General features: G+C 46.0%; 27 protein-coding genes. 7 read left to right on the forward strand and 20 right to left on the reverse strand.

Annotated features, from left to right (window positions below):
* The first annotated feature begins 23 nt into the window (after positions 1–23).
* Positions 24–290 (forward strand): 30S ribosomal protein S20, encoded by a 267-nt coding sequence (gene rpsT, locus MKY62_RS13590; RefSeq protein WP_003183682.1) that lies wholly within the window; start codon positions 24–26, stop codon positions 288–290.
* Positions 291–351: 61 nt separating this feature from the next.
* Here the strand turns inward: rpsT and holA are convergent, their stop codons facing one another.
* Entirely contained in the window at positions 352–1395 is a 1044-nt protein-coding gene (holA, locus tag MKY62_RS13595; protein ID WP_025804972.1) for a DNA polymerase III subunit delta, read from the reverse strand.
* A gap of 229 nt (positions 1396–1624) precedes the next feature.
* Between holA and MKY62_RS13600 the strand changes: the two genes are divergently transcribed.
* Positions 1625–1756 (forward strand): YqzM family protein, encoded by a 132-nt coding sequence (locus MKY62_RS13600; RefSeq protein ID WP_003183686.1) that lies wholly within the window; start codon positions 1625–1627, stop codon positions 1754–1756.
* 24 nt (positions 1757–1780) lie between these two features.
* On the opposite strand, the gene MKY62_RS13605 is transcribed toward MKY62_RS13600, so the two are convergent.
* The 3 genes from MKY62_RS13605 to MKY62_RS13615 all read right to left on the reverse strand — a co-directional run bounded on the left by MKY62_RS13605 (position 1781) and on the right by MKY62_RS13615 (position 5439).
* Entirely contained in the window at positions 1781–4168 is a 2388-nt protein-coding gene (locus MKY62_RS13605; RefSeq protein WP_009327865.1) for a DNA internalization-related competence protein ComEC/Rec2, read from the reverse strand.
* A 3-nt stretch (positions 4169–4171) separates the two neighbouring features.
* Positions 4172–4741, reverse strand: a complete 570-nt coding sequence (locus MKY62_RS13610) for a ComE operon protein 2 (RefSeq protein ID WP_003183690.1) — start codon at positions 4739–4741, stop codon at positions 4172–4174.
* Between the two features lie 68 nt (positions 4742–4809).
* Positions 4810–5439 carry a helix-hairpin-helix domain-containing protein gene (locus MKY62_RS13615; protein WP_003183693.1) on the reverse strand — a complete coding sequence of 210 codons (630 nt, stop codon included), beginning with the start codon at positions 5437–5439 and terminating at the stop codon, positions 4810–4812.
* An 83-nt stretch (positions 5440–5522) separates the two neighbouring features.
* Between MKY62_RS13615 and comER the strand changes: the two genes are divergently transcribed.
* Positions 5523–6344 (forward strand): late competence protein ComER, encoded by an 822-nt coding sequence (gene comER / locus MKY62_RS13620; RefSeq protein WP_003183696.1) that lies wholly within the window; start codon positions 5523–5525, stop codon positions 6342–6344.
* A gap of 69 nt (positions 6345–6413) precedes the next feature.
* Here the strand turns inward: comER and MKY62_RS13625 are convergent, their stop codons facing one another.
* From MKY62_RS13625 to MKY62_RS13660, 8 genes are read right to left on the reverse strand one after another with little or no spacing between them, the layout of a single operon-like run.
* Positions 6414–7169, reverse strand: coding sequence for a class I SAM-dependent methyltransferase (locus MKY62_RS13625; RefSeq protein WP_003183697.1), 756 nt, complete (start codon positions 7167–7169; stop codon positions 6414–6416).
* On the reverse strand, positions 7166–7522 hold the full coding sequence (rsfS, locus tag MKY62_RS13630) for a ribosome silencing factor (protein ID WP_003183699.1): 357 nt from the start codon (positions 7520–7522) through the stop codon (positions 7166–7168). The genes MKY62_RS13625 and rsfS overlap by 4 nt, the downstream gene beginning before the upstream one ends.
* A gap of 13 nt (positions 7523–7535) precedes the next feature.
* The gene (gene yqeK, locus MKY62_RS13635) at positions 7536–8099 is read right to left on the reverse strand and encodes a bis(5'-nucleosyl)-tetraphosphatase (symmetrical) YqeK (RefSeq protein WP_003183701.1); all 564 of its coding nucleotides are present in this window, start codon (positions 8097–8099) and stop codon (positions 7536–7538) included.
* Positions 8089–8658, reverse strand: coding sequence for a nicotinate-nucleotide adenylyltransferase (locus tag MKY62_RS13640; RefSeq protein WP_003183702.1), 570 nt, complete (start codon positions 8656–8658; stop codon positions 8089–8091). The genes yqeK and MKY62_RS13640 overlap by 11 nt, the downstream gene beginning before the upstream one ends.
* 18 nt (positions 8659–8676) lie before the next feature.
* Entirely contained in the window at positions 8677–8967 is a 291-nt protein-coding gene (gene yhbY / locus MKY62_RS13645) for a ribosome assembly RNA-binding protein YhbY (protein ID WP_003183704.1), read from the reverse strand.
* Entirely contained in the window at positions 8961–9797 is an 837-nt protein-coding gene (aroE, locus tag MKY62_RS13650; protein ID WP_003183706.1) for a shikimate dehydrogenase, read from the reverse strand. Before aroE ends, yhbY begins: the two co-directional genes overlap by 7 nt.
* A 19-nt stretch (positions 9798–9816) precedes the next feature.
* Complete coding sequence (gene yqeH / locus MKY62_RS13655) at positions 9817–10917, reverse strand: ribosome biogenesis GTPase YqeH (RefSeq protein WP_003183708.1); 1101 nt, start codon at positions 10915–10917, stop codon at positions 9817–9819.
* A gap of 3 nt (positions 10918–10920) precedes the next feature.
* The gene (locus tag MKY62_RS13660) at positions 10921–11439 is read right to left on the reverse strand and encodes a YqeG family HAD IIIA-type phosphatase (RefSeq protein WP_009327861.1); all 519 of its coding nucleotides are present in this window, start codon (positions 11437–11439) and stop codon (positions 10921–10923) included.
* A gap of 368 nt (positions 11440–11807) precedes the next feature.
* Here MKY62_RS13660 and MKY62_RS13665 point away from each other — a divergent pair, with 368 nt between their 5' ends.
* Positions 11808–11948 (forward strand): sporulation histidine kinase inhibitor Sda, encoded by a 141-nt coding sequence (locus MKY62_RS13665; protein ID WP_003183713.1) that lies wholly within the window; start codon positions 11808–11810, stop codon positions 11946–11948.
* 116 nt (positions 11949–12064) lie between these two features.
* On the opposite strand, the gene MKY62_RS13670 is transcribed toward MKY62_RS13665, so the two are convergent.
* The 4 genes from MKY62_RS13670 to MKY62_RS13685 all read right to left on the reverse strand — a co-directional run bounded on the left by MKY62_RS13670 (position 12065) and on the right by MKY62_RS13685 (position 14337).
* Complete coding sequence (locus tag MKY62_RS13670) at positions 12065–12220, reverse strand: hypothetical protein (protein ID WP_003183715.1); 156 nt, start codon at positions 12218–12220, stop codon at positions 12065–12067.
* Positions 12221–12297: 77 nt separating this feature from the next.
* Positions 12298–13011 carry an SGNH/GDSL hydrolase family protein gene (locus MKY62_RS13675; protein WP_009327860.1) on the reverse strand — a complete coding sequence of 238 codons (714 nt, stop codon included), beginning with the start codon at positions 13009–13011 and terminating at the stop codon, positions 12298–12300.
* A 161-nt stretch (positions 13012–13172) separates the two neighbouring features.
* Positions 13173–13934 (reverse strand): GNAT family N-acetyltransferase, encoded by a 762-nt coding sequence (locus MKY62_RS13680; RefSeq protein ID WP_016885485.1) that lies wholly within the window; start codon positions 13932–13934, stop codon positions 13173–13175.
* Between the two features lie 31 nt (positions 13935–13965).
* A complete protein-coding gene (locus tag MKY62_RS13685; RefSeq protein ID WP_011198135.1) occupies positions 13966–14337 on the reverse strand; it encodes a DUF2294 domain-containing protein in 372 nt (123 codons plus the stop codon).
* A 306-nt stretch (positions 14338–14643) separates the two neighbouring features.
* Here MKY62_RS13685 and fdhF point away from each other — a divergent pair, with 306 nt between their 5' ends.
* Together fdhF and MKY62_RS13695 are read left to right on the forward strand one after the other, a co-directional pair.
* Positions 14644–17583 carry a formate dehydrogenase subunit alpha gene (gene fdhF, locus MKY62_RS13690; RefSeq protein WP_003183723.1) on the forward strand — a complete coding sequence of 980 codons (2940 nt, stop codon included), beginning with the start codon at positions 14644–14646 and terminating at the stop codon, positions 17581–17583.
* A gap of 21 nt (positions 17584–17604) precedes the next feature.
* Positions 17605–18084, forward strand: a complete 480-nt coding sequence (locus MKY62_RS13695; protein ID WP_003183725.1) for a DUF1641 domain-containing protein — start codon at positions 17605–17607, stop codon at positions 18082–18084.
* Positions 18085–18159: 75 nt separating this feature from the next.
* Here the strand turns inward: MKY62_RS13695 and MKY62_RS13700 are convergent, their stop codons facing one another.
* Complete coding sequence (locus tag MKY62_RS13700) at positions 18160–18396, reverse strand: hypothetical protein (protein WP_003183727.1); 237 nt, start codon at positions 18394–18396, stop codon at positions 18160–18162.
* A gap of 234 nt (positions 18397–18630) precedes the next feature.
* On the opposite strand from MKY62_RS13700, the gene sigK reads away from it, so the two are divergent.
* On the forward strand, positions 18631–19356 hold the full coding sequence (sigK, locus tag MKY62_RS13705) for an RNA polymerase sporulation sigma factor SigK (protein WP_003183729.1): 726 nt from the start codon (positions 18631–18633) through the stop codon (positions 19354–19356).
* 267 nt (positions 19357–19623) lie between these two features.
* On the opposite strand, the gene MKY62_RS13710 is transcribed toward sigK, so the two are convergent.
* The 3 genes from MKY62_RS13710 to MKY62_RS13720 form a co-directional block, all read right to left on the reverse strand.
* Positions 19624–20637 (reverse strand): NADP-dependent oxidoreductase, encoded by a 1014-nt coding sequence (locus MKY62_RS13710; protein WP_087635060.1) that lies wholly within the window; start codon positions 20635–20637, stop codon positions 19624–19626.
* Positions 20638–21065: 428 nt separating this feature from the next.
* On the reverse strand, positions 21066–21218 hold the full coding sequence (locus MKY62_RS13715) for a hypothetical protein (RefSeq protein ID WP_255265631.1): 153 nt from the start codon (positions 21216–21218) through the stop codon (positions 21066–21068).
* Positions 21219–21255: 37 nt separating this feature from the next.
* Positions 21256–22008 (reverse strand): SDR family NAD(P)-dependent oxidoreductase, encoded by a 753-nt coding sequence (locus MKY62_RS13720; RefSeq protein ID WP_087635061.1) that lies wholly within the window; start codon positions 22006–22008, stop codon positions 21256–21258.
* Positions 22009–22165: the final 157 nt, after the last annotated feature.

A 22165-nucleotide genomic window follows, 5' to 3' on the forward strand; every position in this document is an offset into this window, starting at 1 on the left:
TATGTCTTAGGAGGTGAAACACATTGCCAAACATTAAATCAGCGATCAAACGCACAAAAACAAACAACGAGCGCCGCGCGCACAACGCAACAATCAAATCTGCAATGCGCACTGCTATGAAACAAGTTGAAACTTTCGTAAGCAACAACGAAGCAGACAAAGCGAAAGCAGCTCTATCTGCAGCAGCAAAGAAAATCGATAAAGCAGCTAAAAAAGGTCTTGTCCACAAAAACACCGCCGCTCGTTACAAATCAAACCTAGCGAAAAAAGTGAACGGACTTTCTGCATAATAGAAAGCTTGGCTATGCCAAGCTTTTTTGCTTGCGTGAAGGATGAAAAAAACGGCTCTCTTTAAAGGAGGCCGTTTTTTTCATGAGGCTGCAGCAGCTTCAGCAAAAACAGTTCAAGCAGGAGCTGCTTGTCTTTTTTGCCTGTCTTCATTTCATAATCCATCACGGCGAGCTGCTCGATAATGTTCCTAAGCTCCTGCTCTGAAAAAAGCCTCGCCTGCTCGATCGCCAGCTTCACCCTGAACGGGTGCACTTTAAGGTTTGAGGCGATTTGCTTTTGTCCGTATCCCTGGTCAGAAAAATATTTGGTCTGCATCAGCAGCCTGAACTGATTAGCAATCAGCGCCATCATTTTAATCGGCTCTTCATTTTGCTTTAATAGATCGTAGAAAATCTGCAGCGCTTCTGTACGTTTCCGATTGACGACCTTATTGATCAGTTCGAAAATATTTTGTTCAAGCCCTCTCGCTACAAGCTTTCTGACATCCTCTATGGTGATCTCTCCGCGGTCACCGGTATATGTACTGAGCTTTTTAACCTCCTGGGCAATGGCTGACAGACTTGCATGACATAACAGGACAAGCTCCTCCGCCGCTTCCGGTTCAATTTGTTTGCCTTCCGACTTCGCGAGGCCTGCGATAAAGTCAGCCGTTTCTTTGGCGGTTAATTCCTTCGCTTCCACCATGTGCGCATGCTTTTTCAGGAGCTTGGTCAGCTTTTTCCGTTCATCGAGCTTTTCATAAGGCGCAAGCAAAACAAACACGGAATAAGGTGCCGGCTGCGTAATGTAAGCTTCCAGTACACCGAGATTATGCTCAAGCTTATCCTTCTTTTTTTCAGCTGTTAAAAACGCCGGGTTTTTCGCCACGACAAGACGCCTTTCCCCCATAAACGGAAAGGTTTCCGCATCCTCCACGGCAAGATCGAGCGCGTCTTCTTCCAGATCAAATATCGAGAAGTTAAAGTCTTTCGTCTCTTCATCAACAACGGCTTGTCTGATCCTTTGAACCGTCTCCTGCAGAAGATACGTCTCTTTCCCGTACAAGCAATAAACAGGATGAATGTCGCCTTTTTTCAAGCTTTTCCAAACATCAAATACCGTCATCTGCACTTTCCCCTCTTTCATCCTTCCTTTCTATCCTAAAGCGTGTTTTGCAATTAGTAAAGAGAGAAGCGGAGTCACCCGCTCTCTCATTTATAATAAACGCCTTCCATAAACCCCCGGGTCAGTTTATAGAAGACGATGTTCATAAATTTTAGAAAACGGTTGCATGAAGCTCCTAGATTTTTGCAAAGAATTGAATTATACTGGATATCAATAGGAGGGGTAAATTGTGAATGAATTTGAAAAAGACGTGCAAAGCAAACGTAACGATCTTGTAGATTCAGGTGTCGGTTTTATCGTGTCTTTTGGCTTTTTCGCTACAATGTTTATTATCGCTACTGTTATACATCTGGCCGCTTAATCAAGCCAAGTCATGGACACCGCTTTACTCTCCGTCAGGCAAGCGGCTTTTTGACGACTGCTGTTTTTCAGCAGTCATTTTTTCTTGCGGGGAATGTACTTTATCATATGGAGGATGTAGCAAAAACGTTCCGTTCCCGCCTCGAAATAGGTGCTGAATCGAACCGTGCCGATCCGTTCTGAACACCTTCACATCGTGGCGGTTTAGGATGTCCAGCACTTCCCCGTGGGGATGCCCGTAGCGGTTGTGCTCCCCCGCCGAAATGAGGGCGGTTTTCGGCTCAATTTGCTTGATCAGCTCTTCACCCGTCGAACCTTTGCTTCCATGGTGACCGACTTTCAGAATATCCGCTTTAAGATTCGGATACACTTCCATCATCTCCTTTTCGCCCTCCTTCTCCAAATCGCCAGTTAACAGCCACGAAAATCCGCCTGCTTTCATCCACAATACGAGGGAACCATTGTTTTTGCTGTTTTTGTCCGCCTCTTTCGGTGAAAGAACATAAAATTCAAGATTGCCAATATGAAGGATGTCACCTCTTTTGGCTACATTCACCTCGACGCCTTCCTTCAAGGCAAGGCGAAGCAGCTTTTCATCAGACGGTTCGGCTGCGAAGCCTTTCGGCACGATCAATTGCTTCACTTTATGTTTTTGGATCAGCACATGCGCTTCACCGATATGATCCTGATCAGCATGGGTCAAAATTAAAGCATCGAGCTTCTTGACCCCTTTGGTTGCCAGAAAAGGCATTAACACGCTCTCCCCCAATGAAAAATCCTTCTTCCGCTTTCTCCACCGCTCTTTCCGGAAGGATACGGTTCCTCCCGTATCAATGAAGACCGTGCCATTCTGACCGGGAGCGCTGACATACATGCTGTCCCCTTGGCCGATATCAAGCATTGTAACCTCTCCCTCACCTGCAAGCTGAGGAAGACATGCGTGAATCACAAACACAGCAGCAAGCAGGCCGGACGGAATCATGACCGCACGAAGCGACATCTCTTTTTCCAGCAACAGCAAAAACAGAAAAATGGCTGTGAAGTAGAAAAACAACAAAAGATCCGGCGGCTTAGCCGCAGAAAAGACCGAAACATCCGCGGCAGACACCGTTTTAACAGCCTGATGGCTCCACACAAGCAGACGGTCAAGAACGGCGGCTGCCGCCTCCCCCAAGGGATGAAAACATATGAAAGCAAGCAGGCTTCCGAAAGACAGCGGCATGATGATGAAAATATAAAGAGGTATAAAAAATAGATTCATTAATGTGCTGAGAAATGAAAACTCTTGAAAATGAAAAAGCAGAATCGGGAGGGAAGCGAGCTGAGCCAAAAATGACCCCAATAGCAGCTGAGAGATTCGGCTTTTCGGCCTGGTCAATATCTCCTTTGAAAGAATGAAAACGAAGGATACAGCAAAAGAAAGCTGGAATCCGGCTTGAAATAACAGATAAGGATGATACAGCAGCAGTCCGAGGCAGGCAATGCTGATCACATCGGCACTTTTGAAGTTCTTTTTAGACAGTGATGCCAGCAGATAGATTTCAGACATGAAAACCGCTCTCATCACCGACGGGGCGCCTCCGGTCAAAACTGCGGCAACGGGAAGGCCGATCACGAGCAGCCATTTTGCGCATTCCCTCGTGACGCCGAAGCGAATAAATATGTAAAACAGAGCGGCTGAGAGCAGACCGACATGAAGCCCGGAAATCGCTAAAAGGTGAATGATTCCAAGACGCTGATAGCCGTCCAGGACATCTTGTTCAATGAGAAACCGGTCTCCGAAAATTAGCGCTCTTCCAATACCGGCAGCCGAGTCCGCCATATTTTCCTCTATAAAATCAAGGCCCGCTTTTCTGATTTTCAATAGAGATGGCATCAGGCCGCCGCCCGGCTTGCAGCTTGTAATAGACTGAACTGCAAAAATCCAGTGAATCCCTTTTTGATACATGGATTCTTTTTGATTAAAAGTGCCAGGAACCGTCTCTTTTTTCGGCTCTTTTAATTCACCTTGCATGACACAGAGGCTGCCCGGCTGAAGAGCTGAGAGCGCCCGTTTTTCTTGTGGAGACCGGAGCGTATATCCCGCTTTCAAAGCTTCTCCCTCATCTGTTTCGGCTGTGAAAGAAAGCCGGTCTCCGTCTATTACGGGAATATCCTGAACAGAAGCGAGCGTGTGAAATTTGCCTTCATGATAAATCGTTGTATTGAAATGGTCGATCACGTAAAAAGAAGTAAAATATAAAATACAAACCGCTGCACATAAAGCGAAAAGGAGTATTTGTTTTTTGAAGAAACAGAGGATAAAGAACAGAAAAAAACCGACGGCGAGGAAGAGATAAAGAGAAGAGTGAGCGGAGGCGATTCCGGCTGCCGCTGAAATCGCTCCGCACGGGAAGATGCGATGTCTGTCCATTGGTTACACGTAGCTTGTAAACAGTTTGTTGGCCTCTTCGTGTATTTTCCTGATCTCCTCTTCCTCAAGGCCTTTATCAGCCAGCTGTTTGATCAGATCGGCTACAAACGCCAACTTTTCCTGGTTTTTCAAGTCGATAATCATCTCATCGAGCTCTACCTGCTCCACTTTAACAGAAGCCTGATCGAAAAGTTCAACCGCGTAAGGATGGTTTTTGTAATCCTTCGCATAGTATATCGTTTTAATACCTGCCTGAATGATCGATTTACAGCATTGAATGCACGGAAAATGTGTGACATATATTTCAGCGCCTTCGGTCGGAACACCGAATTTTGCACACTGAAGAATCGCGTTCATCTCGGCGTGAATCGTTCTAATGCAGTGCCCGTCCACCATATAGCAGCCTTCATCCGCACAGTGAACGCCTCCGGCGATCGATCCGTTGTAGCCTCCCGCTATAATTCGTTTATCCCTGACAATCGTCGCTCCTACAGCAAGCCTTGTACACGTGCTGCGAAGCGCCAGCAAATGGCTTTGCGCCATAAAATATTGATCCCAAGAAATCCGTTCCACTTGTTTTCCCTCCAAAAATACGATGTCGACTTCCCTAAGTTTACATATGATGATCCGCAAACGTCAATTTACTTTACCGTGATTGCAGATTTTATTCTTTCAAAAGACTTTTCTCCAATTCCCGAAACGTTTGTTATGTCTTCTACCGTGTGAAACGGTCCGTTCTCCTCGCGGTATTCGATAACCGCTTCCGCTTTTGAAGGGCCGATGCCGGGAATCGCCTGAAGCTCCTCAGAGGAAGCCGTATTGATATTGACGATATCGACGGAAGCGCCATCTGCCCTTGAACCCGCTTTCGAGAAAGAATCAGCAGCCTCTTCCCCCTCAAATGGAATGTAAACCACCATACCGTCCTGCAAAACGGCTGCAAGGTTAATTTGCTTTTGATCCGCTTTTTTCTCGGTGCCGCCTGCTTTTTTCAATACATCGTGGACCCTGTCTCCCTCTTTCATTTGATAGACGCCCGGATTTTTCACAGCGCCTTTCAAATCGATGATAACCGCCTCTTTTCCCGCGCTTTTTTCCCGTTTCACCTCCTCCTTCTTGTCATACGTCTGTGCAGAAGCCTCCTCGGGAATGGAGAGGCCGGATGAAGTTTCACGCTTTCCGCTTAACAGCATGAAGGCAGCGCTGATGATCAAGACGAGTGCAACGCCTCCCGCAGCATGCCATTTATATTGTTTTAGCCAATCTGTCAAACCTGCTCACCTGCTTTCATACATATTTTGACTGAAGCCTTCATATCGTTTAAAAGATACAGGTTCAAAGGAGGGGAGAACGATTGAATATCGGCTTTATCGGGACAGGAAATATGGGGACCATTTTAATTGAGGCGTTGATTGAATCCAGAGCGGTCATTCCCTCATCTTTAACAATTACTAACCGAACGATCGACAAAGCGTTAAACATAAAAAAACGATTCCCAGACATTCAGGTTGCAGAACGGCCGGAAGAAGTGATTACGGAAAGTGATGCCGTGTTTATCTGTGTAAAGCCGCTGGATATTTATCCTTTGCTAAAACGGCTTTCACCCGTCTTCACCCGCGATCAGACTGTGGTAACCATTACGAGTCCGGTGCAGGTCGAACAGCTGGAAGCCATCGTCTCCTGCCAGGCGGCAAGAGTGATCCCGAGCATTACGAACAGAGCGCTGTCCGGCGTGTCATTATTGACTTTCGGAGAAAGCTGCACAGCTGAGGCAAAAGAAAAATTGACGGCTTTAGTAAGCAAGATCTCAATCCCTCTCGAAATCGAAAGCGGGATTACGAGGGTCGCCTCAGACATTGTCAGCTGCGGCCCTGCCTTTGTCAGCTATTTGGTTCAGGAGTTTATTCAGGCGGCTGTCGAAGAAACATCCGTGTCAAAAGAGGACGCTATTTTAATGACGAAAGAGATGCTGGTCGGTTTGGGAAGGCTCCTCGAAACAGGCCTTTACACACTGCCCGCCCTGCAGGAAAAGGTTTGCGTTAAAGGCGGTGTAACCGGTGAGGGAATTAAGGCGCTGGAAAGCGGTGTTCAGGATATGTTCCGCCAGATGTTCCGAAACACCCATTTGAAGTATGAAGAAGATATCGCTCTAGTCAAGAAGCAATTTTCCGTTTGATTCATTGTTTCACGAATGTACTGAGATCTCAACAAAGGAAAAATGCATTATGAAAAACCATCGTTACGATTAAACGATGGTTTTTGTTTTTTTTGCTGTATAAAAATGACGTTCCGACTCTGCGCTAGGCTCCAATTTTGAAAAATCAGCAGTGATGCACTGCACCTCAAATCCGGCTTGCCGCAATAAACTGATGTACTTTTCCGTCTGGAAAGTCCGCTGTTCATGCGATTCATCAAACCTTTCGTATACGTCTCTATTTTGTACAAAGAAGGTCAAATCGTGAACAGCTGAATGAGGCTCTTCCCCCGCATAGCTTTGCCATATGACGCTCACTTCTTCATCCTGATCGGCATACGTACTTCCCGGAAAAATGACATCCATTTTGTAAACGGAATGAACATCAAACAGAAGAAGACCGCCCTCTTTTAATAGAGAAAAAACGTTTTTAAAAGTATTGAAAACGTCTTTTTCGCTCTTTAGATAATTCAGCGAGTCACAGCAGATCGCAACCGCGTCAAACTCTTGTCCGTGCCCGGCAAGTTCGCGCATATCCTGCTGAAAGAACTGAATATCGAGCTGCCTGACGGCTGCTTTGTACTGGGCCTGGGCAAGCATGTCTTCGCTGATATCGATTCCTGTGACATCATAGCCTTTTTCAGCCAGGCGGACAGATATTTCACCCGTTCCGCACGCCAGATCAAGCACCCGTATACGTTCTTTCTGCTGCGCGCCGATCGTTTGTTCAATCCAGCTGACCCACTGATCGTAAGGAGCATGAGACATCAGCTTGTCATAAATACTGGAAAATCCTTTATAGATCATTCATTAACTCCGAACGAAAGGTCTTCAATCGGCGCGTCTCCCCACAGCTTTTCAAGGTTGTAATAGCCTCGTTCCTCTTTGTGGAAAACGTGGACAACGACGTCGCCCAAATCGATTAAAACCCATCTGGCTTCGTCAAAGCCCTCCATTTTCTTCACATCAATTCCATTTTCTTCAGCTTGATCCTTAATTTCCCGGGCAATGGCCTGAACCTGTTTGTCAGAGTTCCCATGGCAAATCAGAAAATAGTCAGCCACGAGGGAAATCCCCTGCATATTCAAGGCGATAATATCTTCCGCCCGTTTATCATCGCAGGCCTCTGCGGCAATTTTTAAAATTGAAGCTTGATCCATTCAGTAATTCCTCCTAATGTCTATCGTTTACTAAAGCATTATATGTGGCGACCGTTTCCGGATAAACGGCCTGATTTTTTGAAATTAAAAAGGTAATCGTATTTTTCAATGCCTGGATGAGCGCCGAATCCAAATCTTCCTCAGCGAGAGTCCGAACCTCTTCAACCCCCGGAAAACGGCGGCCTGGCTCGATATAATCCGCTACATAAACCACTTTTTCAAGAAGAGTCATATTGGGCCTTCCAGATGTATGGAACCGAATGGCTGACAGGATGTCTTCATCCGTAATTCCGACCTCTGTTTTGACAAGCGCTGCTCCTGCCGGCGCATGCCAAAGTTCATGATGAAAATTGAGCACTTCAAGCGGCCCGCCTCCGTCGAGGATGATTTGTTTCATCTCCTCTTTTGGGCGAAATTTGGCGTAGTCATGAAAGATCGCGGCGATTTCGGCTTTTTTCAGATCTGCGCCAAACCGTTCAGCAAGTTTGACAGCCGTCTCCATCACGCCGACCGTATGGATGTAGCGCTGTTCTGTCAGCTGTTCTTTCACGCAGGCTAAGGCTTCCTCACGTTTCATATAAACGATTCTCCTTCACATAGACCTTCACTTCGTCAGGTATTAAATAATCTGTCGGCTGCCGATTTTTAATGCGGTCCCTGAGCAAAGATGATGACACTTCAAAAATAGGCACATCGACAAAAACGAGCGGATACGGCGTCTCAATTTGAAAGCCGGGCCGCTTCACCCCGACAAACTGAATCATGTTGACAAGCTTGTCAATGTTTGACCATTTCGGCAGGTATTCCACCATATCCGCGCCGATAATAAAGTAAAACTCATGATCAGGGTATCGGTCTTTCAGCAGGCGAACGGTATCAAATGTATAAGAAGGGCCTTCCCTTTCGAGTTCGATCGTCTCCAGTTTAAATTGCTCTTTCCCCGAAATGGCGAGCTTCAGCATTTCAACCCTGTGCATACTTAGTGAAAACGAGTTTTTTTGTTTATGCGGCGGAATTTGGTTGGGCATAAACCAGATTTCATCAAGATCCAGTTTGTACAGGACTTCATTTGCCATTAATAAATGCCCGTTGTGCGGAGGATCGAATGTCCCTCCAAAAATCCCGATTTTCCTCATGATTACCACCTTTAAGCATTAAGGAAGCTCAATTTTTTTATTTTCTTTTGACTCCTTATACAGCACAATAATGTTTCCGATCGTCTGCACCAGTTCGGCGCGCGCTCCGCCCGCCAGCGCTTCGGCTACTTCCTCTTTAGGCTGCTCGCAGTTTTGCAGCACGCTCACCTTGATCAATTCTCTTGCTTCAAGAGCTTCGCTGATTTGTTTGACCATATTTTCGTTGACTCCGCCTTTGCCGACTTGAAAAATCGGTGACAGATGATGCGCTTCCCGGCGCAAATAGCGTTTTTGTTTTCCTGTTAGCATGATTTTCCTCCTAGTTGCTGCAACACAATTGATTTCATTTTTTCCATATTCGGCTCATGTCCTGTCCACAGCTCAAAAGCAAGGGCTGCCTGGCCGATGAACATGCCGACTCCGTCCAATGTTTTCAAGCCTTTTGCTTCAGCCTCATGCAGCAGGGCCGTTTTCAGCGGATTGTAGATAATATCGCATACAAGGCACGTTTCTTTCGCATTCGCCAATGAAAGCGGGGCAGCTTCGACATTCGGATGCATCCCGACCGACGTCGTTTGAATCACGATATCATATGCTGACAAGTCTGCTTCCGCTTCCTGCAGTGACAAGGCGCGTGCCTCTCCATCAAAACGCTGAGTGAATGCTAATGCCTTTTCAGGCGTACGATTCGCCACATCAAGCCGCTTGGGCGTCTCGGCTGCCAGAGTGGTAAATATCGCCCTCGCCGCACCGCCTGCTCCGATCAACAGTATCGAGAGCTCAGAAAGCGGACGATCAAGGGATGGCTTCAGCGATTTAAGAAACCCTGCTCCATCTGTATTATATCCGACCAGCCCTTCTTTTTCTCTTCTGACAGTGTTTACCGCCCCGAGAGCTTCGGCGCTTTCATCAATACGGTCGAGATGCTTCATGATCGATACTTTGTGGGGGACGGTCACATTAAACCCTTGAATGCCAAGGGCCCGCATACCTTTCACAGCATCTTCAAGATCTTCGTTTTCCACGCGAAAAGCGTGATAATGCCCTTCTAAAGAAAGATCCTTCAAAGCCGCATTATGGATGTCCGGAGACATGGAATGGGCCACCGGATTGCCAATCAGTCCGTATATCGGTTTCATAACTCTCTCCCCTTAGCACTTATATTAGAGATCTGCGCAAAAACACGTGAACGCCTTTAGGGGCGTGGGCGACAATTTTTTGGTTTGCCCCCTGGACCGTTACCCAGCCAAGGCCCGAGAACACAACGTCCGTTTTCGGCTCTTTAATCGTAAACGTATGTTTGACAAGCGCCGGAAACGAGTCAAGATCTTCTTTTGCAGGGGGAGCAAGCATTTCCCCAGCGTGCTTTTCATACAGCTGATCCGCGTTTTCAAGCTTTGTTCTATGGATCTTGAGTTCATTCGGCATATAGCATACAAACGAAGACCTGCCTCCGCTTGCATAATCAAACCGCGATAATCCGCCGAAAAACAGCGTCTGTTCCTCGTTCAGCTGAAAGGTGCGCGGCTTCAGCTCCTTCTTCGGCGTCAATATTTTCAGATCGCGTTTCGCGACATAGTGCGCCATTTGATGATGGTTGATGATTCCCGGCGTATCATACATCGCAGATCCATCATCCAGAGGGATTTCAATCGCATCAAGCGTCGTCCCCGGATATTGGGATGTCGTGATAATGTCGTCTTCTCCGGAAACCTCTTTAATAATCCGGTTGATGAACGTTGATTTCCCGACGTTCGTACATCCGACGACATACACGTCCTTGCCTTGTCTGTAATGTTCGATCGCGTCGATCGCATCTTTCATCCCCTGCCCGCGCCCGGCGCTGACGAGCAGCACATCAACAGGCCTTAAGCCAAGCTCTTTCGCCTCGCGCTTCATCCAGTTTACAAGGCGCTCGCGCTTGACTGATTTAGGGAGAATATCTGCTTTGTTTCCTATTAATAAGATCGGATTACCTCCGACAAAGCGGTTCAGTCCGTTGATCCAGCTTCCGTTGAAATCAAAGATGTCGACGATTTTCACGATGAGTGAATCCGTTTCCCCGATGCCGTGCAGAATCTTCAAAAAGTCATCGTCCGTCAGTGAAACATCTTGAATTTCGTTATAATTTTTCAATCTGAAGCAGCGCTGGCAGATGACGTCTTCTTTTAACAGCGATGCTTCAGGCGCATAGCCCAGTTTATTTTTATCTTCGGTTTGAATGGCGACTCCGCATCCGATACAAACTACCTTTTCCATTCATTATTCCTCCCACTGAATATGGCCTTTCCGTTTTAGAGCGCTGAGAATTCTGCGTTCGACTTGGCGGTTGAAACGCGTAAAAAAGCCGTCGGAAGCAGCCACAGGCACGACAAGAATGGTATGGAACCCGTTGCGGTTCCCTCCAAGCACATCTGTCATGAGCTGATCTCCTATGACAACGACGTCTTCTTTTTTAAGACCCATATTTTTAACGGCTTTTCTGAAAGCTCTGCCCATCGGTTTTTTCGCTTTGTAAATAAACGGAATATTAAGCGGTTCAGAAAATATTTTGACGCGTTTTTCATTATTATTAGAGACAATTGTCACTTTAATCCCGTGCTCTTTCATCTCTTCAAACCACTCGATAAGACGCGGTGTAGCACTCGGCCTGTCCCATTCTACAAGCGTATTGTCCAAATCTGTAATAATCCCTTTTACATTGCGCTCTTTTAGTTTTTCAGGGGTAATATGAAAAATATTTTTTACAAATTCATCCGGCAAAAAAAACTTTTTTAACACAAAGCCGCACCCTTTCCTTTCAATTACTGCTTCTTTTTTCAATGTGTCGAATCAAATCTAAAAGTGTCTTAAAAAATCGGCTGTCCGAAAAGTTTTCGACATATAATAGGATTCTTCAACAGGTGTGGATAAAATTACACACAGTATCCACTCATATTTCATCGACCTTTTATTAAATTATAAACATGATACCCACAAGTTATCCACTTTTTGGTGTGGATAACAGAACGATTGTTCTCGCCCAATATTCATGATAGATTATAGGTACTTCAAACAAAGATCATATAACTTAACATTTTATGCTTATTCCAAACAGGTTATTCCAATTTTCATGAGGAGGTGTCTTCCCCATTAAATGGGTACCGAGTATGAAAAAGCTGTCTGATGAACTTTTAATAGAATCATACATTAAAGCAAATGAGATGAATTTGAACCGCGAATTCATCGAGCTGATTGAAACCGAAATCAAAAGAAGGTCGCTCGGTCATCTGCTTTCCGTCTCTTCATAGCTCAAGCACTCCCGGGCGCTCTTGCCGCTTTTTTTCACTTAGGTTGATATTATATCACTTGAATAATACGCTTACTACTGTTTTTCATGAAAAAACACCTCTCTATAAAAGAGGTGCTATTTGAAGAATCCGCGAGGACTAAGCCAGTAGAACCCGCCGATGACCAGCAGGACGACTAAAAGGACGACAACGAACGCATATCCGTATGCGGCGCCTGCATATCCGGGATAAGCCGGGTACGAACACGGACCAGCGGGAAAAGGATATCCCATCGCATCATTCCTCCTTTGGTCTGTTATAGTAACAGCCTATGAAGAAAAAGGAGAAATGGCTAGGCCTTTTACTTAAATCAAGACGTTTTTATGATTTTGCTTTTGTTAATTCCTTCAAAAATAATTCGCGCGCCTTTTGGGGTTAAGTGATTTCCCGATGGGTCGATAAACCCCGAATGGATCAGCTTTTCATCTGTAGCTCCGCCCGCTTTTTTCACGATGTTTTTCCAGTTGTCGATAAGCGGAACATCAAGTTCCCGCGCCGTTTCCCTTGTGACGTCATTATAGGAATCGTGCCATTTACGCGCTCCACCGTATTTTTCAAACGAAGAAGCCCGGTATCTTGCATAATAAAAGATGTTGTCCCCGCTTCCTTCGACGATCGGCAGGCACGTCATTAAAACCGGCTCTATCCCGCGGCGGCGGCTTTCTTTAACAAAATAATAAAGGTTTTCTTTAAACCTTTTTTTGGATACGCGCGGCAGCCCTTTCGTAAGAATTGCTGCATCATTTGTTCCGAACATGATAAAAAGATATGCCGGCTGCTTGTCCAGCACATCCTTCCTGAACCGAAACCTGGCGTCTTCCGTCGTTTCTCCGCCTATTCCTGCATTATTTATTTTGTACTGCCCTTGAAGGGAAGTCTGAAGTAAATTGACCCACTTTTCCGCTTTTGGATAATCGCGAAACTGCCAATTTGAGCCGCGTGTATTGCTGTCTCCAAATGCTACGACTTTTCTGGGATCGTCCTCTCCGCAGCCTGAAAGCAGAAGCAGAAAAACGAGAACCATCACCAAGCTTTTTTTCATTCGTTCCACCTCCAAAAGCCAATACTACGATCATATAGGAGAGAAGCCGCACTTTCAACGGGAGAACTCTTTGTCATCCTGCCGCATCCAGTCCTTGCTATGCCTTTAACCTGTCCCCCCTGTTTAAAAACATTCGTATTGGTTCACGGTTTTCCGACAAATAAAGAATAAGTTTTGACAGGTCGAAAACCTAATTTTTCAGCGAGGCGGATCGATGCGCGGTTTTGCCGGTCGCAATCCCAACGCGGTTTCAAACGGTTCTTTATTGCATGTGCGATAAAGGCGCTGGCGCAGCTGACTGCAAATCCCCGCCCCCTGTAATCCGGGTGTGTTGCGATATCAACTTCGGCAAAGCGTTCCGAACAAAAAATGGTGACACATTCGCTTGCGACCACACCTCCATGCAACACTTTAAACCCGAAACAGTTCTTCAAAAAACGGCTGGCCCCTCCCCAATACTCATCAGCGTATTTTTCAGTAAAATTCGCGCTTTTTTGAAGGTCATCTTCAGTAAATCTTTCTACCCCGGCAAATGCTGCGCCGCAATCACGCTCCTCTTTTCCGAGGAAAAATGACACGCGCTCCATTTGCTGCAGAGGATCGCCAAGCCCCCCGATTAAAAAAGCGTCCCACTCTTCAGAAGCCGAAAACACGGTAAAGCGCGCTCCGCTCCTCTGTTCATTTAAATAATGGAGCCACTCGCTTCTTCCGCTGTCCGGAGGGTTTCCAGCGACATAATAAATCCCGGAAGATGTTCGAAAAAGAGCAGTGGCCGGTGTGAGGAAATCATCGACATAGACGTTTCCTTCGATGATTCCTTCGGCTATCGCATGCGCGAATGTCGGGCTTTCTTCCGCTAACAAAGCCTTTGCTTTTCGTTTTTCACTCGATTTCAGTTCAATCATCATGACTCCCCCTCGAACTTGAGACAGATCATCAAGCCCCGCCGGCTGATTCGGCGACGCCTTCAATATTGCGGTCAAAGATAAAAACAGACACTGCAATATCCTCCTGAATTTTGATGTCCGTAAAAAGGTGCTCTAGCTTCGCTCCGATAAGCTCCTCCATTCCTTCCGGCACGTGATTGGAGTAGTGTTTCTGAATCAGGGTCGTCCTTGCCGCATGCACCATTTCCCTTCCCTCCGGCGTGCTTGCGATAAACTGCTCGCTCGCCGTCAAATTGCCGTACAGTGTCGAAACTGCCATATTGTCGACAAAGACCGTTCGTATCCGTTCAGGCCCCTTGCCAAACAGCTCTTTTCGAAGCTTGCGAATCATATCGTTGAATTCATGGATTTTTTTAGACATCATGCATACCCCTTCCGTTTAAAACCTTACACCTGTCTCGATGTCCCCTTAGACATTTCACTTGGTTAAAATTTTCCTATTCTATTGAATTATAATCAATATCACTTTATAATTAAAGCCGGGCTGATGGATTTGTAATACCGTCGTGTTATGAATCTATCGAATCTGACAATATAGGATTGGTCTGTTAGTAAGCTTTGCTAGTAAACTATTCCGCCATGTATGTTTATACCGATTTCCCGCGCCGGAAATCGGTATATATGTACATGGCTTTTTTGATTTTGAACATGATGGAGGGAAATGAAGATGGACGGAAAGCCAATCAGTATCCGGATAGACGGCAAAGAATTTGAAGCAGTGGCCGGGGCAACCGTTTTAGACATATTGAACAAAAACGGGTTTGAACACCCGCAAATATGCCATGTACCAGAGACGGATCCTATTCAAACGTGTGATACGTGTATTGTGGAAGCAGACGGAAAATTAAAACGGGCATGCTCCCTGCGGGCTGAAGACGGAATGACGATCAGCCTGTCAGCAGAACGGGTCAAAGCTGCACAAAAAGAAGCAATGGACCGCCTGCTCGAAAATCATTTGCTCTATTGTACGGTATGCGACAACAACAACGGGAACTGTAAGCTACATAATACGGCAGAAATGATGGGAATCGAAGACCAGAAATACCCTTACACGCCTAAAGAAGACCCGTCTTGCGCCGTCGATATGTCACACCCCTTTTACCGCTATGATCCGAATCAGTGCATTGCTTGCGGACAATGTGTTGAAGTTTGCCAAAACCTGCAGGTCAATGAGACGCTCTCGATTGACTGGGAGCTTGAACGGCCGCGGGTAATCTGGGATGAAGGCGTATCAATCAACGAATCCTCATGCGTCAGCTGCGGGCAGTGTGTCACGGTCTGTCCGTGCAATGCGTTAATGGAAAAATCAATGCTTGGAAAAGCCGGTTTCATGACAGGCATCAAACCGGATGTCATGGAGCCGATGATCGACCTTGTCAAAGATGTAGAGCCGGGATACAGCAGCATCTTTGCCGTTTCAGAAGTCGAGGCGGCGATGCGTTCACAGCGGACCAAAAAGACAAAAACCGTCTGTACGTTCTGCGGTGTCGGCTGTTCATTTGAAGTATGGACAAAAGGCCGTGACATCTTAAAAATTCAGCCGGTTTCAGAAGCTCCAGTCAATGCCATCTCGACGTGTGTGAAAGGGAAATTCGGATGGGATTTCGTCAATTCGGAAGAACGTTTAACCAAACCGCTGATCCGCAAAAATAACGAATTTGTCGAATCGACTTGGGAAGAAGCGCTTGACTACGTTGCCCGCAGATTAGGCTCGATTCGGGAGCAGAACGGAAAAGACGCAGTCGGATTTATTTCGTCTTCAAAAATCACGAATGAAGAAAACTACTTAATGCAAAAGCTGGCGCGGCAAGTATTTGGCACTAACAATGTCGACAACTGCTCGCGCTACTGCCAGTCTCCGGCAACAGACGGATTGTTCCGCACGGTCGGCATGGGCGGCGATGCAGGCACCATTCAAGACATCGCGAAAGCAGGCCTCGTCATCATCGTCGGCGCCAACCCGGCCGAAGGCCACCCGGTACTGGCGACCCGCGTGAAGCGCGCCCATAAGCTTCACGGACAAAAGCTGATCGTCGCCGATCTTCGCAAAAACGAAATGGCCGAACGCTCGGATCTGTTCATCAGACCGCGGCAAGGAACTGATCAAGTATGGCTGATGGCCGTGACAAAGTATATGATCGACCAGGGCTGGCACGATCAGGCGTTTATCGATGAAAACGTCAATTTCTTTGAGGAATATAAGCAATCTCTTGAGACATACACCCTTGAATATGCAGAAAAAATTACAGGCATCCATAAACAGACGCTGATTCAAATCGCTGAGATGATCCGCGACGCCGACGGTACATGCATTCTTTGGGGAATGGGGGTCACCCAAAACACGGGCGGTTCCGACACGTCCGCAGCGATTTCAAACCTGCTTTTAGCTACCGGGAATTACCGCCGCCCGGGCGCAGGAGCTTACCCGCTCCGCGGCCACAACAATGTCCAGGGCGCCTGCGACATGGGGACGCTTCCCGGCTGGCTTCCGGGATATCAGCACATTACAGATGACAAAGCGCGGAAAAAGTTCGAACAAGCTTACGGCACAACAATCGACGAGGAGCCCGGACTTGACAACATTGAAATGCTTCACGCCGTTGAAGAAGGCAAAATGAAAGCCATGTATATCGTCGGAGAAGATATGGCTTTAGTCGATTCAAACGCAAACCGGGTCCATGACATTTTATCAAGCCTTGAATTCCTTGTGGTTCAGGATGTGTTCCTTTCGAAAACAGCTCAATACGCCGACGTCGTTCTGCCTGCGTCAGCTTCTCTTGAAAAAGATGGAACTTTTACAAACACGGAAAGACGTGTCCAGCGGTTGTATCAGGCGCTCCCGCCGCTCGGAGATGCGAAGCCGGACTGGGTTATCATTCAAGACATCGCAAACCGGCTTGGAGCTGACTGGAGTTACAGCCACCCTGGCGACATTTTTTCAGAAATGGCAAGCCTGTCTCCGCTGTTCTCCAAGGCGGATTATGACGCAATTGAAGGATGGAACAGCTTCCTGTGGGGCAGCTTGACCGGAGAAAGCACGCCTCTTTTGTATGAAGACGGCTTTAACTTTCCTGACCGGAAAGCGCGCTTTGCCATCGCAGACTGGGCAGAGCCCGCCGAATTTCCTGAGGAGTACGACCTTCACATTAACAACGGCCGAATGCTGGAGCATTTTCACGAAGGCAATATGACAAACAAATCGGCAGGCATCCAGGCAAAAGTGCCGGACGTCTTTGTGGAAGTCTCGCCTGAGCTCGCCAAAGAACGGGGCATCTGCGACGGATCGCAGGTCAGGCTGATCTCGCCGTTTGGCGCCGTAAAATTAACGGCGCTTGTGACAGACCGGGTCAGAGCGAACGAACTTTATCTGCCGATGAACTCGACAGATAAAGAATCGGCGATCAATTTCTTGACCGGTCCCGCAGTAGATGCGCGCACCAATACACCGGCTTACAAGCAGACCAAGGTTCGTATGGAAGTGCTCGGCGGATGTGCAGAACCGCCGCTTCCGAAAACAAATCCGCGCAATAAGAAACGCCATCCGCAAAACGGGGCTGAAGTCGAGCGGAAATGGAAGCGTCCGGGGTACGTTCATTTAACAGACTAAATCAAAAGGAGGTCATCACACATGGCAGCTCCCATCACCGCCATCCGCAAAGAAGAAAAATCTGAGGAGCAAATAAAGCTTGAAAAACTCGAAGAACTCAAAGCCCTTTTGGCTGAACAGGAAGCCGCCGTTTCAAAAACGATGAAGCTTCTCGGCGAACTGAACGGCCTCGGGATCCTTGATGCCGCAGACAGCATGATCGGCGCGAAGGAAGACATCGCCAAAATCGTCCTCGGCCAGCTGTCCAAAGAGCCGGCCAAAAACCTGATGAATACAGCCATTGCAGCAGGCGGCGCTCTCTCCAAAGCCGAACCGGAAGTCATGGGGAAACTTGTAGAAAGCATCGTCGCCGGCACAAAACAAGGAGAGGACTTTTTAAAAAGCGATAAAAAAACCGGAGTCCTCGATCTGCTGAAAGCCATGAACGATCCGGACATCAACCGGGCCGTCGGCTTCGGCCTGCAATTTTTAAAAGGCATGGGAAAAGCGCTGAAAGAATAACAAATAAGAAAACCGGCTCACCACTTTGAGCCGGTTTTCCTATTGGCGATAGAAGCACCGTCGCTTTCTGTCGCCTCATTTGCTGTGTGTTTCATCTTTTTTATTCAGCGATTCTTTTAAAATATTAAAAACTGCCGCCGCAATAACGACAGTCATTAACCCTGTCGTCAGCAGGTTTGGGAAGGTTTCCTGAACTCCGATCATGACCACGCTCAACACAATCAACGAAAGTATGAACAGACGTTTGTTTTTCATCTGCCGCACCGGACCGGCTGGTTGATAGCGTTTACGATATGGTGAACCGTCCGGCACCCTCACCCCCTTACCTTTATTATCCCGCTCTTGTTAACTTTTGTAAACGGCTAAAAAATGGAAGCGATTGCAACGGTCGCCCTTTCCGGCGAAAACAAGCGGCTTCATGCCGAACAGAACGCCGGAATATTTGGCAGTCCGGCAATTTTGCCGGGTACAGACACAGACATCCCCCCTCCCACATACATTTACATATAGGCTTCTGCCTACATACATTTTGTGGAGGTGCCGTTAATGACAGGTGTTTTTGCAGCGCTCGGTTATGTCATCAAGGAACTCGTTTTTTTAGTATCATATGTGAAAAACAATGCCTTTCCACAACCGCTGTCAAGCAGTGACGAAAAAAAGTACTTGGAGCTGATGGCCCAGGGGGATGAACACGCGAGAAACATGCTGATCGAACATAACCTCCGGCTGGTCGCCCACATCGTCAAAAAATTCGAAAACACAGGCGAGGATGCAGAAGACCTGATTTCCATCGGAACGATCGGGCTGATCAAAGCAATCGAAAGCTATTCAGCCGGAAAAGGAACTAAGCTCGCCACTTATGCGGCGCGTTGTATAGAAAACGAGATCCTCATGCATTTGCGCGCATTGAAAAAAACGAAAAAAGACGTCTCACTCCATGACCCGATCGGCCAGGACAAAGAAGGCAACGAAATCAGTTTGATTGATGTCCTCAAATCGGAAAACGAAGACGTCATCGACACCATCCAGCTCAACATGGAGCTTGAAAAAGTGAAAAAATACATCGACATCCTGGACGGCAGAGAAAAAGAAGTCATCGTCGGCCGCTTCGGCCTTGATTTGAAGAAAGAGAAAACACAGCGCGAAATTGCGAAGGAGCTTGGGATTTCGCGGAGCTATGTGTCGCGGATTGAGAAACGGGCGCTGATGAAGATGTTTCATGAGTTTTACCGGGCGGAGAAGGAGAAGCGGAAGAAGGCGAAGGGGAAATAATGTCATAGAAGCCGGTCTAAAATTCCGGCTTCTTTTCATTACTACTGGTATAAATCGAGTTGGAATATTCAGCGCTTCAACAAGAGCAGTTGGTTAAATCCACCCATTAGCCCACTATCGTAGCCTTTTGCTTTGGCAGCAACTGAAGGAGCTGTGGTTGTCCATTTCTTAATCAGCAGAACTCGCGGTTTGTAACACTTATTATTGCCTTTCAAAATCCTTTACATAAATGATCTCAACTTTTTGACTGCTTTCTTCATATTCCCCTTAAAATTGAATAATCACTTTCCCTTTTGGTCGTCCATTTGCGACTAGTTTTAGCGCTTCATTTACGTTGTCTATGGTAAATAGTGTTGGATGAATTGCTGGAACAATATTGTTTTCTTCAATGATTTTGGTAATCTCTTTAAGTTGTGCGCCGTCAGAACGAACGAAGATAAAATGGTATTCCACGTTTTGTTTCTTGGCTTTGCGGTCATACTTTGCGCCAGCAAGGGAAAACAGCATTTGTTTCCACGATGGGAAATTTCGGTCTTTTCCGAAACGTTTATTTGGTCCTGTACGAAGAGAGAGCAATCTTCCGCCCGGTTTGATAATACTCAATTCACTGTCAAATTCTTTAGGTCCCAGTGTATCAATCACGTAATCCACATCCGACAACAAGTCAACATAGTTTTCTATTGTATAATCCAAATATTGGTCTGCACCCATTTCCAAAGTGCGTTCGCGCGCTTCTGAGCTACCGCTAACAATGACATTTAGGCCCATTGCCTTTGCGATTGGTACAGCCATTTGACCAAAACTGCCTGATCCACCTGGAATGAAAACCGTTTTACCAGACTGTGCCTCAAGTTCTTCATGTAGACCTTGATACGCTGTGAGTCCAGCCAGTGGTGCAGCAGCGGCTTCCACGTAAGACAAATTTTTTGGCATGGGTGCAATTGCGGCAGCATCAATTGCGGCATATTCCGCAAAAGCACCAATTTTTTCGAGGGGGAGACGTGTATAGATGGCATCTCCTACGTGAAATTCTGTCACATTTTTTCCGACTTTTTCGATAACTCCTGTCAATTCATTACCAAGCGTTAATGGGAATTCATAATCTTGAATCAGTTTCACGCTGCCTGTAATAATTAACATTTCGAGTGGATTGACTGCCGCAGCTTTGACCTTTACCAAGACTTCGTTTTCATCGATTTCTGGAATTGGAATGTCATTGACTTTGGCATGGATATTTTTTGAATACTTGGTTATCTGAGCTGCTTTCATGAGTGTTTTCATTTTTTCATTAGCATCCTTCCTTGAGATTATTACAGCCGGTGTTCCCGCACTCAGTCGGTGGAACAGACGTTAAAGTTCATCAGCCCATAGCGACCGAATGCAGTATACGTCTGCCAGTGTAGCGCAATTCATGCGTCAAGCATTTTTCAGTTGCATGCCATTTTTAAGCATTACTGTCCATTTTGTAGGTTCAATTTAAAAACTACTTTTTATTCCCTCTTTTTCGTTACAAAAATAGAGAGTCACTTCCAATCCCATACTGTTTGTGGAACCTTGATATTTGCCATAAGTTATACTTATCCTTTCTGAGATTCTAATTCTTTCATGTAGGATAATCCGTACAACCCTTGCTTCCGGCACCAAAGAATGTTGTAGGGTCTGCTTCGTTCAATGGAGCACCTTCTTTAAGCCGTTCTACTAAATCTGAATTAGCTAATGACCATGCACCGACTGGTACCATCAGGAGGTTGTGTACCTTCACTAATAAGTAATCCCATAGATGCTCTTTGAGCATAATAAAGGGAACTTAGTTCTCCTGATGAACCATCTTCTTGCGCTCTGCTACGTGTCATTGGTGCCATCGCCAAACGATTATGTTACCATATATATAAATTAGATTTAAAGGCTTTCTAGTATTGGATAGATGGGCTTTCTCAAATTGAATTCATAGTTTTCATCTACAACCCCCACCACTTCATCTTTGTCATAAACCTCCATCATAAAACCTGCCATTTGCTTAGCTGTGTGGTACATAGGGAGATTTGCTTTGTAATCAAACTCTTTCATATCATTTGCATGTTTTGCGAATTCTGTTTCCGTCATTGCTGGTGCTAAAACTTTTGCCTTCATTTTCGCACCTTTCAGTTCAAGTTCTTTTGCAAGCCCTTCGGTGAAGGCACTAACATAATATTTAGAAGCAGAATAAGCAACACTGCCAACAGCAATTACATATCCAAGTGCTGAGGATACGTTAATTAATTGAGTTCCCTCTACATCAGCATAATCTCTTACAAATAGTGTAGAAAGGATTGTCAAGGATTCTATGTTAACGCGTAACATGGTTTCTACTTTATCTAAATTCTGATCTGTTACAGAAGAGGTTTCACCAAGCCCAGCATTATTAATCCAAGTCTCAATTTGATACTCCTTTAAACTGTTATACAGTGTATATGCCTGATCTGTGACAGATAGGTCACTTGTACGAATAATAACATCTAAATCAGGATTTAGATTCTGAATGGTTGATTTAAGCCCTTCTAATTTATCTAATCTTCTAGCTACAATAATTAAGTTTTTGCCACGAGCAGCAAATGCTAATGCTGTCTCATATCCTATACCTGAGCTAGCTCCTGTAATAACTGTGTACTTCATATTATTCTCTCCTTAAAAATATTTCAGATTGGGTTGACAAAGTCAAACCGATAATGGTTTCTAATTCTTTTTTATCATTTGTTGTTTTTGCTAATACTCGTATTCCTACGAGTGAATTATGAATAAATTGAGAAAGCCCTTTGATATCATAGTGTTT

It is taken from the genome of Bacillus sp. FSL R7-0646, from assembly GCF_037969865.1.
Classification (GTDB): domain Bacteria; phylum Bacillota; class Bacilli; order Bacillales; family Bacillaceae; genus Bacillus; species Bacillus licheniformis.

What these genes read in the sequence shown, in the direction of transcription:
- holA (WP_025804972.1), bottom strand. Translation starts at nt 1,395, where the DNA reads ATGACGGTATTTGATGTTTGGAAAAGCTTGAAAAAAGGCGACATTCAT.
- MKY62_RS13605 (WP_009327865.1), bottom strand. Translation starts at nt 4,168, where the DNA reads ATGGACAGACATCGCATCTTCCCGTGCGGAGCGATTTCAGCGGCAGCC.
- MKY62_RS13625 (WP_003183697.1), bottom strand. Translation starts at nt 7,169, where the DNA reads ATGATCTATAAAGGATTTTCCAGTATTTATGACAAGCTGATGTCTCAT.
- rsfS (WP_003183699.1), bottom strand. Translation starts at nt 7,522, where the DNA reads ATGGATCAAGCTTCAATTTTAAAAATTGCCGCAGAGGCCTGCGATGAT.
- yqeK (WP_003183701.1), bottom strand. Translation starts at nt 8,099, where the DNA reads ATGAAACGTGAGGAAGCCTTAGCCTGCGTGAAAGAACAGCTGACAGAA.
- MKY62_RS13640 (WP_003183702.1), bottom strand. Translation starts at nt 8,658, where the DNA reads ATGAGGAAAATCGGGATTTTTGGAGGGACATTCGATCCTCCGCACAAC.
- yhbY (WP_003183704.1), bottom strand. Translation starts at nt 8,967, where the DNA reads ATGCTAACAGGAAAACAAAAACGCTATTTGCGCCGGGAAGCGCATCAT.
- aroE (WP_003183706.1), bottom strand. Translation starts at nt 9,797, where the DNA reads ATGAAACCGATATACGGACTGATTGGCAATCCGGTGGCCCATTCCATG.
- yqeH (WP_003183708.1), bottom strand. Translation starts at nt 10,917, where the DNA reads ATGGAAAAGGTAGTTTGTATCGGATGCGGAGTCGCCATTCAAACCGAA.
- MKY62_RS13665 (WP_003183713.1), top strand. Translation starts at nt 11,808, where the DNA reads ATGAAAAAGCTGTCTGATGAACTTTTAATAGAATCATACATTAAAGCA.
- MKY62_RS13670 (WP_003183715.1), bottom strand. Translation starts at nt 12,220, where the DNA reads ATGGGATATCCTTTTCCCGCTGGTCCGTGTTCGTACCCGGCTTATCCC.
- MKY62_RS13675 (WP_009327860.1), bottom strand. Translation starts at nt 13,011, where the DNA reads ATGGTTCTCGTTTTTCTGCTTCTGCTTTCAGGCTGCGGAGAGGACGAT.
- MKY62_RS13680 (WP_016885485.1), bottom strand. Translation starts at nt 13,934, where the DNA reads ATGATTGAACTGAAATCGAGTGAAAAACGAAAAGCAAAGGCTTTGTTA.
- MKY62_RS13685 (WP_011198135.1), bottom strand. Translation starts at nt 14,337, where the DNA reads ATGTCTAAAAAAATCCATGAATTCAACGATATGATTCGCAAGCTTCGA.
- fdhF (WP_003183723.1), top strand. Translation starts at nt 14,644, where the DNA reads ATGGACGGAAAGCCAATCAGTATCCGGATAGACGGCAAAGAATTTGAA.
- MKY62_RS13695 (WP_003183725.1), top strand. Translation starts at nt 17,605, where the DNA reads ATGGCAGCTCCCATCACCGCCATCCGCAAAGAAGAAAAATCTGAGGAG.
- sigK (WP_003183729.1), top strand. Translation starts at nt 18,631, where the DNA reads ATGACAGGTGTTTTTGCAGCGCTCGGTTATGTCATCAAGGAACTCGTT.
- MKY62_RS13710 (WP_087635060.1), bottom strand. Translation starts at nt 20,637, where the DNA reads ATGAAAACACTCATGAAAGCAGCTCAGATAACCAAGTATTCAAAAAAT.
- MKY62_RS13715 (WP_255265631.1), bottom strand. Translation starts at nt 21,218, where the DNA reads ATGGCACCAATGACACGTAGCAGAGCGCAAGAAGATGGTTCATCAGGA.
- MKY62_RS13720 (WP_087635061.1), bottom strand. Translation starts at nt 22,008, where the DNA reads ATGAAGTACACAGTTATTACAGGAGCTAGCTCAGGTATAGGATATGAG.